At 61.6% G+C, this 14,143-nt stretch carries 14 protein-coding genes; 13 read left to right on the top strand and 1 reads right to left on the bottom strand.

The annotated features are described in order from the left end of the window. The first annotated feature begins 153 nt into the window (after positions 1-153). The 13 genes from CAG02_RS27585 (at position 154) to CAG02_RS27525 (ending at position 12,738) form a co-directional block, all read left to right on the top strand. A complete protein-coding gene (locus tag CAG02_RS27585) occupies positions 154-1,425 on the top strand; it encodes a glutamate-5-semialdehyde dehydrogenase (protein WP_085712286.1) in 1,272 nt (423 codons plus the stop codon). After that, the gene (nadD, locus tag CAG02_RS27580) at positions 1,394-2,116 is read left to right on the top strand and encodes a nicotinate-nucleotide adenylyltransferase (protein WP_085712285.1); all 723 of its coding nucleotides are present in this window, start codon (positions 1,394-1,396) and stop codon (positions 2,114-2,116) included. Before CAG02_RS27585 ends, nadD begins: the two co-directional genes overlap by 32 nt. Before the next feature lie 70 nt (positions 2,117-2,186). Further along, the gene (gene rsfS, locus CAG02_RS27575; RefSeq protein WP_085712284.1) at positions 2,187-2,681 is read left to right on the top strand and encodes a ribosome silencing factor; all 495 of its coding nucleotides are present in this window, start codon (positions 2,187-2,189) and stop codon (positions 2,679-2,681) included. 10 nt (positions 2,682-2,691) lie between these two features. Further along, entirely contained in the window at positions 2,692-3,159 is a 468-nt protein-coding gene (rlmH, locus tag CAG02_RS27570) for a 23S rRNA (pseudouridine(1915)-N(3))-methyltransferase RlmH (protein ID WP_011063671.1), read from the top strand. A 10-nt stretch (positions 3,160-3,169) separates the two neighbouring features. Continuing rightward, entirely contained in the window at positions 3,170-5,065 is a 1,896-nt protein-coding gene (mrdA, locus tag CAG02_RS27565) for a penicillin-binding protein 2 (protein ID WP_085712283.1), read from the top strand. 31 nt (positions 5,066-5,096) lie between these two features. Next, positions 5,097-6,200, top strand: a complete 1,104-nt coding sequence (gene rodA / locus CAG02_RS27560; protein ID WP_085712360.1) for a rod shape-determining protein RodA — start codon at positions 5,097-5,099, stop codon at positions 6,198-6,200. A 17-nt stretch (positions 6,201-6,217) separates the two neighbouring features. Further along, a complete protein-coding gene (gene mltB, locus CAG02_RS27555; protein ID WP_085712282.1) occupies positions 6,218-7,228 on the top strand; it encodes a lytic murein transglycosylase B in 1,011 nt (336 codons plus the stop codon). Further along, a complete protein-coding gene (locus tag CAG02_RS27550) occupies positions 7,228-8,238 on the top strand; it encodes a septal ring lytic transglycosylase RlpA family protein (RefSeq protein WP_085712281.1) in 1,011 nt (336 codons plus the stop codon). Before mltB ends, CAG02_RS27550 begins: the two co-directional genes overlap by 1 nt. A gap of 189 nt (positions 8,239-8,427) precedes the next feature. Further along, positions 8,428-9,585: a D-alanyl-D-alanine carboxypeptidase family protein gene (locus CAG02_RS27545; protein ID WP_065259591.1), complete on the top strand. Its 1,158-nt coding sequence runs from the start codon at positions 8,428-8,430 to the stop codon at positions 9,583-9,585. Between the two features lie 84 nt (positions 9,586-9,669). Further along, the gene (locus tag CAG02_RS27540) at positions 9,670-9,945 is read left to right on the top strand and encodes a DUF493 domain-containing protein (RefSeq protein WP_007958664.1); all 276 of its coding nucleotides are present in this window, start codon (positions 9,670-9,672) and stop codon (positions 9,943-9,945) included. Further along, positions 9,945-10,592: a lipoyl(octanoyl) transferase LipB gene (gene lipB / locus CAG02_RS27535; RefSeq protein ID WP_085712280.1), complete on the top strand. Its 648-nt coding sequence runs from the start codon at positions 9,945-9,947 to the stop codon at positions 10,590-10,592. Before CAG02_RS27540 ends, lipB begins: the two co-directional genes overlap by 1 nt. A 25-nt stretch (positions 10,593-10,617) precedes the next feature. Continuing rightward, positions 10,618-11,616, top strand: coding sequence for a lipoyl synthase (gene lipA / locus CAG02_RS27530; protein WP_162803535.1), 999 nt, complete (start codon positions 10,618-10,620; stop codon positions 11,614-11,616). A 174-nt stretch (positions 11,617-11,790) separates the two neighbouring features. Next, positions 11,791-12,738 carry an LD-carboxypeptidase gene (locus CAG02_RS27525; protein ID WP_085712278.1) on the top strand — a complete coding sequence of 316 codons (948 nt, stop codon included), beginning with the start codon at positions 11,791-11,793 and terminating at the stop codon, positions 12,736-12,738. Between the two features lie 48 nt (positions 12,739-12,786). Here the strand turns inward: CAG02_RS27525 and CAG02_RS27520 are convergent, their stop codons facing one another. Next, on the bottom strand, positions 12,787-14,109 hold the full coding sequence (locus tag CAG02_RS27520) for a lytic murein transglycosylase (RefSeq protein ID WP_085712277.1): 1,323 nt from the start codon (positions 14,107-14,109) through the stop codon (positions 12,787-12,789). Positions 14,110-14,143 lie beyond the last annotated feature (34 nt).

Raw genomic sequence — 14,143 nt, 5'->3', positions numbered from 1 at the left:
AAGAGGTCGTGATGATAACAATCCGAGCCTTAATTACGGCTGAACATCGGCAAATCGCCGTCCATTTCGACCATCCGCCCGTCACCGCTGTTAGTCCCGGGACGCGACAGCTATAATCTGCCGCTTTCCTCTTTGCCAAGACCCCAGCAGACCATGACTGAGTCCGTTCTTGACTACATGACCCGATTGGGTCGCGCCGCCCGTGAGGCTTCCCGGGTCATCGGCCGTGCCAGCACCGCGCAGAAAAACCGCGCCCTGCTGTCTGCCGCCAATGCTCTGGACGCCGCCCGCGCCGAGCTTGCGGCAGCCAATGAACAGGATCTGGCCGCCGGTCGCGCCAACGGTCTGGAGCCTGCACTGCTGGAGCGCCTGGAACTGACCCCGGCCCGCATCGACGGGATGATCGTCGGTCTGCGCCAGGTGGCGGCCCTGCCGGATCCGGTCGGTGCGATCCGCGACATGAGCTTCCGTCCGTCGGGCATTCAGGTCGGCAAGATGCGCGTGCCGCTGGGCGTGATCGGGATCATCTACGAATCCCGTCCGAACGTGACCATCGACGCCGCGAGCCTGTGCCTGAAGTCCGGCAATGCGACCATCCTGCGTGGCGGTTCCGAGGCAATTCATTCCAACCGTGCGATTGCCGCCTGCATCCAGCGTGGTCTGGCCGAAGCCGAATTGCCGGCTGCCGTGGTGCAAGTGGTGGAAACCACCGACCGCGCCGCCGTTGGCGCCCTGATCACCATGCCCGAGTACGTCGATGTGATCGTACCGCGCGGTGGCCGTGGCCTGATCGAGCGCATCAGCCGTGACGCCCGGGTGCCGGTGATCAAGCATCTGGACGGCATCTGCCACGTTTATGTCAGCGAACACGCCGACCTGCCGAAAGCCCAGCGCATCGCCTTCAATTCCAAGACCTATCGTTATGGCATCTGCGGCGCGATGGAGACCCTGCTGGTCGATCAAAGTGTTGCGAAGGATTTCCTGCCGTCGATGGCCAGACAGTTCCGCGAAAAAGGCGTCGAGCTGCGTGGCTGCGAGCGCACCCGGGCGATCATCGAGGCGGTAGCGGCGACTGAAGAAGACTGGAGCACCGAGTATCTGGCGCCGATTCTGTCGATCCGCGTGGTCGACGGCCTGGACCAGGCTATCGAGCACATCAACCATTTCGGCTCTCACCACACTGATTCGATCGTCAGCGAAAACCTCGCCGATACGCGGCAGTTCGTGGCCGAAGTCGACTCGGCATCGGTGATGATCAACACCCCGACCTGCTTCGCCGATGGATTCGAATACGGATTGGGTGCCGAGATCGGCATTTCTACTGATAAGCTGCACGCCCGTGGCCCGGTGGGCCTCGAAGGACTGACCTGCGAGAAATACGTCGTGGTCGGTGATGGCCAGTTGCGCGGCCAGGCGACGGTCTGACTTGTCCGACCTCGACCCGAAAGCGCCGAAATCCGGCAGGAAGTCTCGCCCCAGACGCATTGGCGTTCTGGGCGGAACCTTCGATCCGGTGCATGTCGGCCATTTGCGCGGCGCGCTGGAAGTCGCCGATGCGCTGGCGCTCGATGAGCTGCGCATGATGCCCAGCGCCCGGCCGCCCCATCGCGATACCCCGCAGGTGTCGGCGCAGGATCGGCTGGCAATGGTTGAATGTGCGGTAGCCGGTGTGCCGCCGCTGGTGGTGGACGCCCGCGAGTTGCAGCGGGACAAACCGTCCTGGACCATCGATACCCTGGAGTCGCTGCGTGCTGAACTGGCCGCCGAGACCCAGGTTTTTCTGCTTTTGGGCTGGGACGCATTTTGCGGCCTGCCCACTTGGCACCGCTGGGAGGAGTTGCTCCAGCATTGCCACATCCTGGTGCTACAGCGCCCGGACGCCGACAGCGAACCGCCGGATGCCTTGCGCAACCTGCTGGCAGCGCGTTCGGTGAGCGACCCGCTGGCCCTGAAAGGGCCGAGCGGACAGATTGCATTCGTCTGGCAGACACCGCTCGCGGTCTCCGCCACCCAGATCCGTCAACTGCTGGCCAGCGGTAAGTCGGTACGTTTCCTGGTGCCCGACGCGGTCCTGGCCTACATCGATGCGCACGGTCTGTACCGTGCGTCGAACTGAACAAGGCGTGCTCGAGTAACACGATCATCGTGGAACGAGCCGCCGAATACATGAGCAAAACGAGTTTTATATGACTGACAAAGACCAAACCAAAGTAAAGCGCAAAGGCACGTTCAAGAGCGCTCCGCTGCCGGAAGTCGCCAACACCAACGAGCCGCTGAAAGGCGACGAGCTGGTCAAGGTGGCCGTGGCCGCCCTGGAAGACGTCAAGGCCCAGGACATCCAGATCATTGATGTGCGCGACAAGCAGAGCATCACTGACTACATGATCATCGCCACCGGTACTTCCAACCGTCAGATCAACGCGATGCTGGACAAGGTTCGCGAAGAAGTGAAAAAGCAGGGCGCCAAGCCGCTGGGCGAAGAAGGCAAGGGCGACAGCGACTGGGTGCTGCTGGACCTGGACCTGGTGATCGTGCACATGATGACCGCCTCGGCCCGTCAGTTCTACGACCTGGAGCGCCTGTGGGCCGGTGCCGAGCAGAGCCGTGCGGCAGACGCCAAGCACCACAGCCCGGAAAACACCCACGAGCACTTCACCAAGCTCAACAAAGACCAGCTGTAAGGGAAGCGCTGTGCGACTGCGACTGATCGCCGTCGGTTCACGCATGCCCAAGTGGGTGGAAGAAGGCTGGCATGAATATGCCAAGCGTCTTCCGTCCGAGCTGGCGCTGGAACTGGTGGAAATTCCGCTCAATACCCGTGGCAAGAATGCCGACGTGGCCCGCTTCATCCGTCAGGAAGGCGAAGCCATGCTTGCCAAGGTCGGGCACAACGAGCGGATCGTCACCCTCGAAGTGCACGGCAAGCCCTGGAGCACCGAGCAGCTGGCGGTCGAACTCGACCGTTGGCGGCTGGACTCGCGCACGGTCAATTTCATGGTCGGCGGCCCGGAAGGGCTGGCGCCGGAAGTCTGTGCCCGCGCCGACCAGCGCTGGTCGTTGTCGCCATTGACGCTGCCGCACCCGTTGGTGCGCATCCTCATCGGCGAGCAGTTGTATCGTGCCTGGACCGTGTTGTCCGGCCACCCTTACCACAAGTAATCCTGCCCTCATGTCCCAGCCGATCCGCATCAAGGACCACGAAAAAGACGCCCGCCTGGTGCGTAGCCGCGTCGTGTTCGGGGCCATTGCGGTGGTGCTGCTGATCTGTGTGCTGATTGCCCGGCTGTATTTCCTGCAGGTGATCCAGTACGAGTATCACTCGACCCTCTCGGAAAACAACCGCGTCCATGTCCAGCCGATTCCGCCGACCCGTGGCCTGATTTACGACCGTAACGGCGTGGTGGTGGCGGATAACCGTCCGAGCTTCAGCCTGAGCATGACCCGCGAGCGTTCCGGCGACTGGCAGCAGGTGCTCGACGTGATCGTCGAAGTGCTGGAGTTGACGCCGGAAGACCGGGTGATCTTCGAAAAACGCATGCGTCAGGGGCGTCGACCGTTCGAGCCGGTGCCGATCCTGTTCGAGCTGACCGAAGAGCAGATCGCCCGGATCGCGGTGAACCAGTTCCGTCTGCCGGGCGTGGAAGTGGTCGCGCAACTGGTGCGTCACTACCCGCAGGGCGCGCATTTTGCGCACTCGGTGGGGTACATGGGGCGGATCAACGAGAAAGAGCTGAAGACCCTCGATCCGGTCAACTACAGCGGCACCCACCACATCGGCAAGACCGGCATCGAGCGTTTCTATGAAGCCGAGCTGCACGGTCAGGTGGGTTACGAAGAGGTCGAGACCAACGCTCGGGGACGTGTGCTGCGGGTACTCAAACGTACCGATCCGGTGCCGGGCAAGGACATCGTCCTGAGCCTCGACATCAAATTGCAGGAAGCCGCCGAAGCCGCACTGGGCGGGCGACGAGGCGCAGTGGTGGCGCTGGACCCGAACACCGGTGAAGTGCTGGCGATGGTCAGCCAGCCGAGCTTCGACCCGAACCTGTTCGTCACCGGCATCAGCTTCAAGGCTTACGCCGAGCTGCGCGATTCCATCGACCGGCCGCTGTTCAACCGCGTACTGCGCGGCCTGTACCCGCCGGGCTCGACGATCAAGCCGGCGGTGGCGATTGCCGGTCTGGACGCGGGCGTGGTGACGGCGTCGAGCCGGGTGTTTGACCCGGGTTACTACATGCTGCCCAACTACGATCACAAATACCGCAACTGGAACCGCACCGGTGACGGCTTCGTCGACCTCGACACGGCGATCATGCGGTCCAACGACACCTACTTCTATGACCTGGCGCACAAGCTCGGCATCGACCGGTTGTCGGCGTACATGAACAAGTTCGGTATCGGCCAGAAGGTCTCGCTGGACATGTTCGAAGAATCCCCGGGCCTGATGCCGTCCCGCGAATGGAAACGTGCCACCCGCAAGCAGGCATGGTTCCCGGGCGAGACCCTGATTCTCGGGATCGGCCAGGGCTACATGCAATCGACCCCGTTGCAACTGGCTCAGGCCACCGCGCTGGTCGCCAACAAGGGGGTGTGGAACCGTCCGCACCTGGCCAAGACCATCGAGGGAGAGAAACCCAAGGATGAAAACCCGATGCCGGACATTGTCCTGCGCGATCCGTCGGACTGGACCAAGGTCAACCACGGCATGCAGCAGGTGATGCACGGTGCCCGGGGTACGGCGCGCAAGGCGTCGATCGGCGCGCAATACCGGATCGCCGGCAAGTCGGGTACGGCCCAGGTGGTCGCGATCAAACAAGGCGAGAAATACGACCGCTCCAAGGTGCAGGAACGCCACCGTGACCACGCTCTGTTCGTCGGTTTTGCACCGGCCGACAACCCGAAAATCGTGGTGTCGGTGATGGTCGAGAACGGTGAGTCCGGTTCCGGCGTCGCCGCGCCCGTAGTGCGTCAGGTGATGGACGCCTGGCTGCTGGATCAGGACGGACGCTTGAAGGCCGAATACGCCAGCCCAATCAGTGCGGAGGCTACGGCCCGTGAAGAATAATTTTGATCGCATGCTCTCCAGCGAGGATGTGATGCGTCGCCGCGCGACGCTGTTGCAACGCCTGCATATCGACGGACCCTTGCTGGTCCTGCTGCTGATCCTCGCCGCCGGCAGCCTGTTCGTGCTGTATTCGGCCAGCGGCAAGAGCTGGGACCTGCTGGCCAAGCAGGCCACATCGTTCGGCATCGGTCTGGTGTCGATGATCGTCATCGCCCAGTTCGAACCACGGTTCATGGCCCGCTGGGTGCCGCTCGGTTATGTGGTCGGGGTGGTGCTGCTGATGGTGGTGGACATCATGGGCCACAACGCCATGGGCGCGACTCGCTGGATCAACATTCCCGGGGTGATCCGCTTCCAGCCGTCGGAATTCATGAAGATCCTGATGCCGGCGACCATTGCCTGGTACCTGTCCAAGCGCACACTGCCGCCGCAGCTCAAGCATGTCGGGATCAGCCTGATGTTGATCGGTGTGCCGTTCATTCTGATCGTGCGTCAGCCGGATCTGGGCACGTCGCTGCTGATTCTGGCCGGTGGTGCGTTCGTACTGTTCATGGGCGGATTGCGCTGGCGTTGGATCCTCAGCGTGCTGGCCGCCGCTGTACCCGTGGCGATCGCCATGTGGTTCTTCATCATGCACGACTACCAGAAGCAACGAATCCTGACCTTCCTCGATCCGGAGAGCGATCCGCTGGGCACCGGTTGGAACATCATTCAGTCGAAGGCTGCCATCGGTTCCGGTGGTGTGTTCGGCAAGGGCTGGCTGCTGGGTACCCAATCGCACCTGGACTTCCTGCCGGAAAGCCACACCGACTTCATTATTGCGGTGCTGGGCGAAGAGTTCGGGCTGGTGGGCATTTGCGCGCTGCTGCTTATCTATCTGTTGCTGATCGGTCGCGGTCTGGTGATTACCGCCCAGGCGCAGACGCTTTTCGGCAAATTGCTCGCCGGTGCCTTGACCATGACGTTTTTTGTTTATGTTTTCGTCAACATCGGTATGGTCAGTGGCCTGTTGCCGGTCGTAGGGGTGCCGTTGCCGTTCATTAGCTACGGCGGAACTTCGCTGGTGACGCTGCTGTCAGCGTTTGGGGTTTTGATGTCGATCCATACGCATCGCAAGTGGATCGCACAGGTTTGAATAAGGTGAAGAGTTCAATGCAAGTAATGCGTGACTGGGCGACACGATACGCACCGTGGCTCGGCCTGGTAGGCATCCTTGGCAGCGCGCAGGAAGCGCTGGCCGGCGATTACGAAGGCTCGCCCCAGGTGGCCGAATTCGTCGGTGAAATGACCCGCGACTACGGTTTTGCCGGCGAGCAACTGATGGCGGTGTTCCGCGAGGCCCAGCGCAAGCAGGCGATTCTCGACGCGATTTCCAAACCCGCCGAACGGGTCAAACAGTGGAAAGAATACCGGCCGATGTTCATCACCGACGCGCGCATCGCCCGGGGTGTGGACTTCTGGCGCCAGCACGAGGCGGTACTGGCCCGCGCCGAGCAGGAATACGGCGTTCCGGCTCAAGTGATCGTGTCGATCATCGGCGTCGAAACCTTTTTCGGACGTAATACCGGTAATTACCGGGTGATCGATGCCTTGTCCACGCTGGGTTTCGACTATCCTCCCCGTGCCGAATTTTTCCGCAAGGAACTGCGTGAGTTCCTGCTGCTGGCGCGCGAAGAACAGGTCGACCCGCTGACCCTCAAGGGTTCCTATGCCGGGGCGATGGGCCTGCCGCAGTTCATGCCGAGCAGCTTTCGCGCCTATGCGGTGGATTTCGACGGCGATGGCCACATCAATATCTGGAACAACCCGGATGATGCGATCGGCAGTGTCGCCAGCTACTTCAAGCGTCACGGCTGGGTGGCCGGCGAGCCGGTGGTCAGTCGTGCGGATGTGCGCGGCGAGCAGGTGGATGAAGGCCTGACCACCGGCATCGAACCGACGAAAACCGTCGGGGAGTTGCGAGCGCTGGGCTGGTCAAGTCATGATGCGCTGCGCGATGATATGCCGGTTACTGCATTTCGCCTGGAAGGCGACAATGGCCCGGAATACTGGATGGGCCTGAAGAATTTCTACGCGATCACGCGTTATAACCGCAGCGTGATGTACGCCATGGCTGTACATCAACTGTCTGAAGAGCTGGTAAAAGCACGGGGCGTCAAGTAATGCAGGCATTGCCTATCAACAAACCCCTGAAGCTGGTGGCATTCGCCGCGTTGGCGATCATGGTCGCCAGCTGCTCGACCAGCCGCGCACCTACTCAGAAATACGCATCGAACACTGTTCGTGCCCAGCCGGGTCTGGACATCAACCGGGCCCACAAGGACGGCGCGCCATGGTGGGACGTCGATGTGTCGCGTATTCCTGACGCGACGCCGACCCTGCACACCGGACCGTACAAGGCCAACCCGTACACCGTACTGGGCAAGACCTACTTTCCGTTGCAGGAATCCAAGACCTACGTGGCCTCGGGCACCGCATCCTGGTACGGCACCAAGTTCCACGGTCAGAACACCGCCAACGGCGAAGTCTATGACCTGTACGGCATGAGTGCCGCCCACAAGACCTTACCGCTGCCAAGTTACGTTCGGGTGACCAACCTGGACAACAACAAGAGCGTGATCCTGCGGGTCAACGACCGTGGGCCGTTCTATTCGGACCGGATCATCGACCTGTCCTACGCCGCGGCCAAAAAGCTCGGTTATGCCGAAATCGGCACCGCGCGAGTCAAGGTCGAGGGTATCGACCCGCAACAGTGGTGGGCCGCCAAGGGCCGTCCGGCGCCTCTGATGCTCAACGAGCCGCAAGTCGCGCAGAATACTGCGCCGGTGATCACGGCCTCGGCCGGTACCATCGAGCAGTGGACTCCACCGCCGCAACAGCATGCCTCCGACACTGTACCTGTACAGATCGGCGCAAAAAAAAACGCTTCTGCACCAGCGTCTGGCCAGTATCTGCAGGTGGGCGCGTTCGCCAACCCGGACGCTGCAGAACTCCTGAGGTCGAAGCTCAGCGGGATGGTGAGCGCTCCGGTGTTCATCAGCTCGATCGTGCGCAATCAGCAGACCCTGCACCGGGTGCGCCTGGGACCGATCGGTTCGCCGGGTGAAATTGCCCAGGTGCAGAACAGCGTGCGCCTGGCCAACCTTGGTTCGCCAAGTGTGGTCACCGAGTAAGTAATACGTAGCACTTGATTGACGGTTCACCAGCGATTGGGGGGTGAATCAGGTTGTTGGCTCGTCGAAGAACAAAAGCCCGGCAAAGGGTGACTGGAGTGAGCAACTGAACACGCGATGACTCGTTAGAAAGTCATCTGATTAATTTTGCCCGCAAGGGCAGTTTCCATTAGCGATTTCGAGAGACGGATGAACATCACCACCTTTGCCAAACGCCTGTGTCTGCTAGTCCCGCTGCTCCTCTCGCCAGCCGCCTTCGCGGCCGAGATGATGCCGTCGCCACCTCAACTGGCCGCAAAAGCCTACGTGCTCATGGACGCCAGCAGCGGCAACGTGCTGGTGGAGAACAACGGTGACCAGCGTCTGCCACCGGCCAGCCTGACCAAACTGATGACCGCGTATATCGCTACGCTGGAAATCCGTCGTGGCCAGATCGGTGAAAACGATCCGGTGACCGTCAGCGAAAACGCCTGGCGCACCGGCGGTTCGCGGATGTTCATCAAGGTCGGCTCGCAGGTGACTGTCAGCGACCTGCTGCACGGCATCATCATCCAGTCCGGCAACGACGCCAGCGTCGCGGTGGCCGAGCACATCGCCGGCAGCGAAGACGCCTTCGCCGACCTGATGAACAAGACTGTCGCCGATCTGGGCATGACCAATACCCACTTCATGAACCCGACCGGCCTGCCAAACCCTGAGCACTACTCGTCGGCTCACGACATGGCGATCCTGGCGCGCGCGATCATCCACGAAGACCCGGCTCACTACGCGATCTACTCGCAGAAAGAGTTCTTCTGGAACGGCATCAAGCAGCCTAACCGCAACCTGCTGCTGTGGCGCGACAAGACCGTCGACGGTCTGAAAACCGGTCACACCGACGAAGCCGGCTACTGCATGGTGTCCTCGGCCGTACGTGACGGCATGCGCCTGATTGCCGTGGTGTTCGGCACCAACAGCGAAGTGGCTCGTGCTGCCGAGACCCAGAAACTGCTGACCTACGGTTTCCGTTTCTTCGAAACCCAGACCTTCTATCAGAAGGGCACCGAACTGGCTCAGGCCCCGGTGTGGAAAGGCACCACCAGCCAGGTCAAGGCCGGTCTGGCTGAAGATCTGACCATGACTCTGCCGAAAGGCCAGCTGAAGAAGCTCGCTGCCAGCATGACCATGAACCCGCAACTGACCGCGCCAATCGCCAAGGGCGACGTGATCGGTAAAGTCGAAGTGAAACTGGACGACAAGGTGGTGCACAGCGCCGACCTGATCGCCCTGGACGCTGTCGAGGAGGGTGGTATCTTCCGCCGCATGTGGGATAGCATCCGTCTATTCTTCTACGGCTTGTTCAACTGATTCGAGTTGACCTGCATGGCCCCGTTCCCTTCCGGAGCGGGGCCTTGTTCGTTACCGGGCTTACGCTTACGAGGCCGTTACGCCATGACCGATACCGAAGTAAAGGCGCCAAAGATCGAATTTCCGCAGGTTGATTATCCGGTTAAGGTGATCAGCGATACGGGCGTCGGCAACAAAGACAAGATCATCGACATCGTCAAGAAACACGCAAAAATCAACGATGAGCGTGTCGACGAGCGTCAAAGCAGCAACGGCAAGTACACCACCATCCAGTTGCACATCGTCGCGACCGACCAGGATCAGCTGTACAACATCAACAGCGAACTGCGGGCGACCGGCTTCGTACACATGGTGTTGTGATGCCGGGCACGCTGGGCTTTCGCGAACTTGGCCAGATGGCTTACGAGCCGGTCTGGCATGCCATGCAACGCTTTACCAACGAACGCGGCAGCGATGCCGCCGACGAAATCTGGCTCGTCGAACACCCGCCGGTGTTCACTCAGGGTCAGGCCGGCAAGGCCGAACATCTGTTGCTGCCGGGAGACATTCCGGTGGTTCAGGTCGACCGCGGCGGGCAGGTGACTTACCATGGCCCCGGCCAACTGGTGGCGTACCTGTTGCTGGATGTGCGCAAACTGGGTTTTGGCGTACGCGACCTGGTCACACGCATGGAGCGGTGCCTGATCGAACTGCTGGCCAGCTACGGTGTGACCGCCGTGGCCAAACCAGATGCTCCCGGCGTCTATGTCGACGGAGCGAAAATCGCTTCTCTGGGTTTGCGGATTCGCCACGGTTGTTCCTTTCATGGCCTGGCCCTGAACGTGGATATGAACCTGGAGCCGTTTCGACGGATTAATCCCTGCGGCTATGCCGGGCTGGCGATGACCCAGCTGAGCGATCACGCAGGATCGATTGAATTTGCCGAGGTAAGTGCCCGGCTGCGCGCGCAGCTCGTCAAACACCTCGACTATGCTGAGCAGACGACCCTGACGGGCGGAATCGACTGATATGACTACTGATGCAGTGCAAACCATGATCCCGACGCTCGACGTGACCGAGCGCCCGGCCCCGCGTCCCAAGGTTGAAGCCGGCGTCAAGCTGCGCGGCGCCGAGAAGGTTGCACGCATCCCGGTAAAGATCATTCCGACCACCGAACTGCCGAAGAAACCCGACTGGATCCGCGTGCGCATCCCGGTTTCGCCGGAAGTCGAGCGCATCAAGAGCCTGCTGCGCAAGCACAAGCTGCACAGCGTCTGCGAAGAAGCGTCCTGCCCTAACCTGGGCGAGTGCTTCTCCGGCGGCACCGCGACCTTCATGATCATGGGTGATATCTGCACCCGTCGCTGCCCGTTCTGCGACGTGGGTCACGGTCGTCCGAAACCACTGGACGTCAACGAGCCGGAAAGCCTGGCCATCGCCATCGCCGACCTGAAACTCAAGTATGTGGTGATCACCTCGGTTGACCGCGACGACCTGCGTGACGGCGGTGCCCAGCACTTTGCCGACTGCATCCGCGAAATCCGCAAACTGTCGCCGAACGTACAGCTTGAGACCCTGGTCCCGGACTACCGTGGCCGCATGGACATCGCTCTGGAAATCACTGCGGCCGAGCCGCCGGATGTGTTCAACCACAACCTGGAAACCGTACCGCGCCTGTACAAGGCTGCGCGTCCGGGTTCGGATTACCAGTGGTCGCTGACCCTGCTGCAACGCTTCAAGCAGATGATGCCGCACATTCCGACCAAATCCGGCCTGATGCTGGGTCTGGGCGAGACCGACGACGAAGTCATCGAAGTCATGAAGCGCATGCGCGAACACGACATCGACATGCTGACCCTGGGCCAGTACCTGCAGCCGTCCCGCAGCCACTTGCCGGTGCAGCGTTTCGTGCACCCGGACACCTTCGCCTGGTTCGCCGAGGAAGGTTACAAGATGGGCTTCAAGAACGTCGCGTCCGGCCCGTTGGTGCGTTCTTCGTACCACGCCGACGAGCAGGCGAAACTGGTCAAGGCCGAGCTGCTCGGTTCCTGATTCAGCGCTGAATGAGAAAATGCCCGCCGGGGTTTACCGCCCGGCGGGCATTTTTTTGCCCGGCCTACACTCGTTACTGACTTTTCCTGCAATCTGCGGCGCAGCCGGACCTCTTCTGTTTGTCGCCGTTCCTGACTACTGTGTGTGCATGACTTCACACAGGGAGATCCATGGATGACCGTTCGACCGACCCACACCCTTTTTCCGCACAAGCCTGTGCCGGCGCTGCCGTCGGAAGGGCTGATAGGCGTCATTGCGCCCGCCGGTCCCGGTGCGCTGGATACCGAAAAGGCTGTTCAATGGATGCGCGCCCGGGGTTACGGTTTGCGGGTGTTTCCTGGTGTCTACGAGAAGGATGGCTATCTGGCCGGCAGCGACGAGGTGCGACTGAACGATCTGCACGCGGCGTTCGCTGATCCCGAGGTTGACGCAATCATCTGTCTGCGTGGCGGTTACGGCACACCGCGCCTGCTGGATCAAATCGACTACGATCTGCTGGCGCGCCATGCCAAGCCCTTTGTCGGCTACAGCGACATCACCGCGCTGCATCTGGCCATCAGTCGCTACGCCGGGTTCGTGACCTTTCACGGGCCACTGTTGAACGCTGACCTGCTGGGGGACAAGGAGCCGCCGACGGTGACGTCGTTCTTCGCCATGCTGCGTGGCCAATTGAAGGCCGGCAGTGTATTGAGCCATCCGGTGGCTTATCCACTAACCACGGTTGAGCCCGGCATTGCCCACGGGCGCTTGCTGGGGGGCAATCTGGCGATGATCGCATCGACCCTGGGCACGCCATACGAAATCGACGTCGAAGGGGTGATCCTGCTCATCGAGGACGTCAACGAGCCGCTGTATCGGATCGACCGCTTGCTGACCCAGATGCGTCTGGCCGGAAAGCTGGCCCGATTGCGCGGCGTATTGGTCGGGGATATCGCGGGGGTGGATGTCGATGCGCTGAACCGCCTGCTCAAGCAGACCTTCGAGCCGGTGCGGATTCCGGTGTTGTCGGGCTGGTGCAGCGGGCACTGTGATCCGAACCTGACGCTGCCGTTGGGGGCGCTGGTTCGACTGGATGCGGGGAAGAAGGAATTGATGCTGGAGCAGGATGTGGTGATTCGTTAAACGAGCCACAAAAAAAGACCGCCGCCTGAAGAGGCGGCGGTTTTGTTTTTATTGGCTACGCAAGCTTTCCAGCAGCTTGTGTGTCGGGTAACCATCCGCCGGCCAGCCAAAGGACTGCTGCGCACTGCGGATCGCCTTGCGCGTATTGGCGCCGATGATGCCGTCAGCGGTGCCTGCGTCGTAGTTGCGCGCGGTCAGCAGGTTCTGCAGCTCGATGCGCTCGGTACGGCTCAGCGGCAGATCATCCTTCGGCCAGGTGCCGTTGATCAGGCCTGCGCCGTTGAAGCGCTCGGACAACAGGCTTACCGCCAGGGCATAGGACGACGAGTTGTTGTACTTGAGGATAGCCCGGAAGTTGTCGAGGATAAGGAACGCCGGGCCACGATAGCCTGCCGGCAGCAGCAGGGCAGCCGACAACTGCTCGGAACCGGCAGGGGCCTGACCACCGTTGGGCAGGATCACACCCAGTTGCCGCCATTCGGCGACACTCTTGCGAATCGCGCCATCCGCCAGGGTGTAATTGAAACCGCTCGGCAGCTGCACTTCGAAGCCCCATGGCTGGCCACGTTGCCAGCCGGAGCTTTGCAGGTAGTGCGCGGTGGAGGCCAAGGCGTCAGCCGGGCTGCCCCAGATGTCGCGGCGACCGTCGCCGTCGAAATCCACCGCGTGGGTGTTGTAGGTCGTCGGGATGAACTGGGTCTGGCCCATGGCGCCGGCCCAGGAACCGAGCATTTTCTCCGGCGTGATGTCGCCCTGTTGCAGGATCTGCAGCGCCGCGATCAGTTGCGCGTGAGCAAATGCCGGGCGGCGACCTTCATAGGCCAGGGTTGCCAGAGAGTTGATCACCGACTTGGTGCCCTGGAACTGGCCGAAATTGCTTTCCATCCCCCACACCGATACCAGCGCCTGGCGATCGACGCCGTAACGTTGCTCGATGCGTTGCAGGATATCCGCGTACTGGTTGATCAGCGCCTGGCCTTTGCGCACTCGCAGCGGCGACAGGGCACCGTCCAGGTATTCCCACACCGGGCGGGCGAACTCCGGCTGGCTGCGGTCGGCGCGGATCACGCTGGCATCGAAGTTCACGTTGGCAAAGGCGCGGTCAAACACGTCGGGGCGAATACCGGCGGCCAGGGCGTCCTTGCGGAAACCTGCCTGCCATTCGGCGAAAGTCTGGGTCGGTTGCAGATCGAGGTCGTCACCGGACGGCACTACCGGCGGAATGACCGCAGGGGCCGTGGCAACGGGAGCAGTCTGAAGCGGTTGCGCGTCGGCGGCGGTGGGTTTCTCCGCGCAGGCGACAAGCAGTATGAAACTTGTGGCAGCGATCAGTTGGCGAACGGGCCAACGACGGGAAAGACTGAGGGGCATGCACAGGTCCAGGGGATACGAATCAGGTGCAGAC

This window comes from Pseudomonas sp. R43(2017) (assembly GCF_002112345.1).
Lineage (GTDB): Bacteria > Pseudomonadota > Gammaproteobacteria > Pseudomonadales > Pseudomonadaceae > Aquipseudomonas > Aquipseudomonas kribbensis.
Note: the sequence above shows the minus strand (reverse complement) of the source record. Positions and strands in the feature narration are given on the sequence as shown.

Coding starts and splice junctions, on each gene's coding strand:
- CAG02_RS27585 (WP_085712286.1), top strand. CDS start 154: ATGACTGAGTCCGTTCTTGACTACATGACCCGATTGGGTCGCGCCGCC.
- nadD (WP_085712285.1), top strand. CDS start 1,394: ATGGCCAGTTGCGCGGCCAGGCGACGGTCTGACTTGTCCGACCTCGAC.
- rsfS (WP_085712284.1), top strand. CDS start 2,187: ATGACTGACAAAGACCAAACCAAAGTAAAGCGCAAAGGCACGTTCAAG.
- mrdA (WP_085712283.1), top strand. CDS start 3,170: ATGTCCCAGCCGATCCGCATCAAGGACCACGAAAAAGACGCCCGCCTG.
- rodA (WP_085712360.1), top strand. CDS start 5,097: ATGCGTCGCCGCGCGACGCTGTTGCAACGCCTGCATATCGACGGACCC.
- mltB (WP_085712282.1), top strand. CDS start 6,218: ATGCAAGTAATGCGTGACTGGGCGACACGATACGCACCGTGGCTCGGC.
- CAG02_RS27550 (WP_085712281.1), top strand. CDS start 7,228: ATGCAGGCATTGCCTATCAACAAACCCCTGAAGCTGGTGGCATTCGCC.
- CAG02_RS27545 (WP_065259591.1), top strand. CDS start 8,428: ATGAACATCACCACCTTTGCCAAACGCCTGTGTCTGCTAGTCCCGCTG.
- CAG02_RS27540 (WP_007958664.1), top strand. CDS start 9,670: ATGACCGATACCGAAGTAAAGGCGCCAAAGATCGAATTTCCGCAGGTT.
- lipB (WP_085712280.1), top strand. CDS start 9,945: ATGCCGGGCACGCTGGGCTTTCGCGAACTTGGCCAGATGGCTTACGAG.
- lipA (WP_162803535.1), top strand. CDS start 10,618: ATGATCCCGACGCTCGACGTGACCGAGCGCCCGGCCCCGCGTCCCAAG.
- CAG02_RS27525 (WP_085712278.1), top strand. CDS start 11,791: ATGACCGTTCGACCGACCCACACCCTTTTTCCGCACAAGCCTGTGCCG.
- CAG02_RS27520 (WP_085712277.1), bottom strand. CDS start 14,109: ATGCCCCTCAGTCTTTCCCGTCGTTGGCCCGTTCGCCAACTGATCGCT.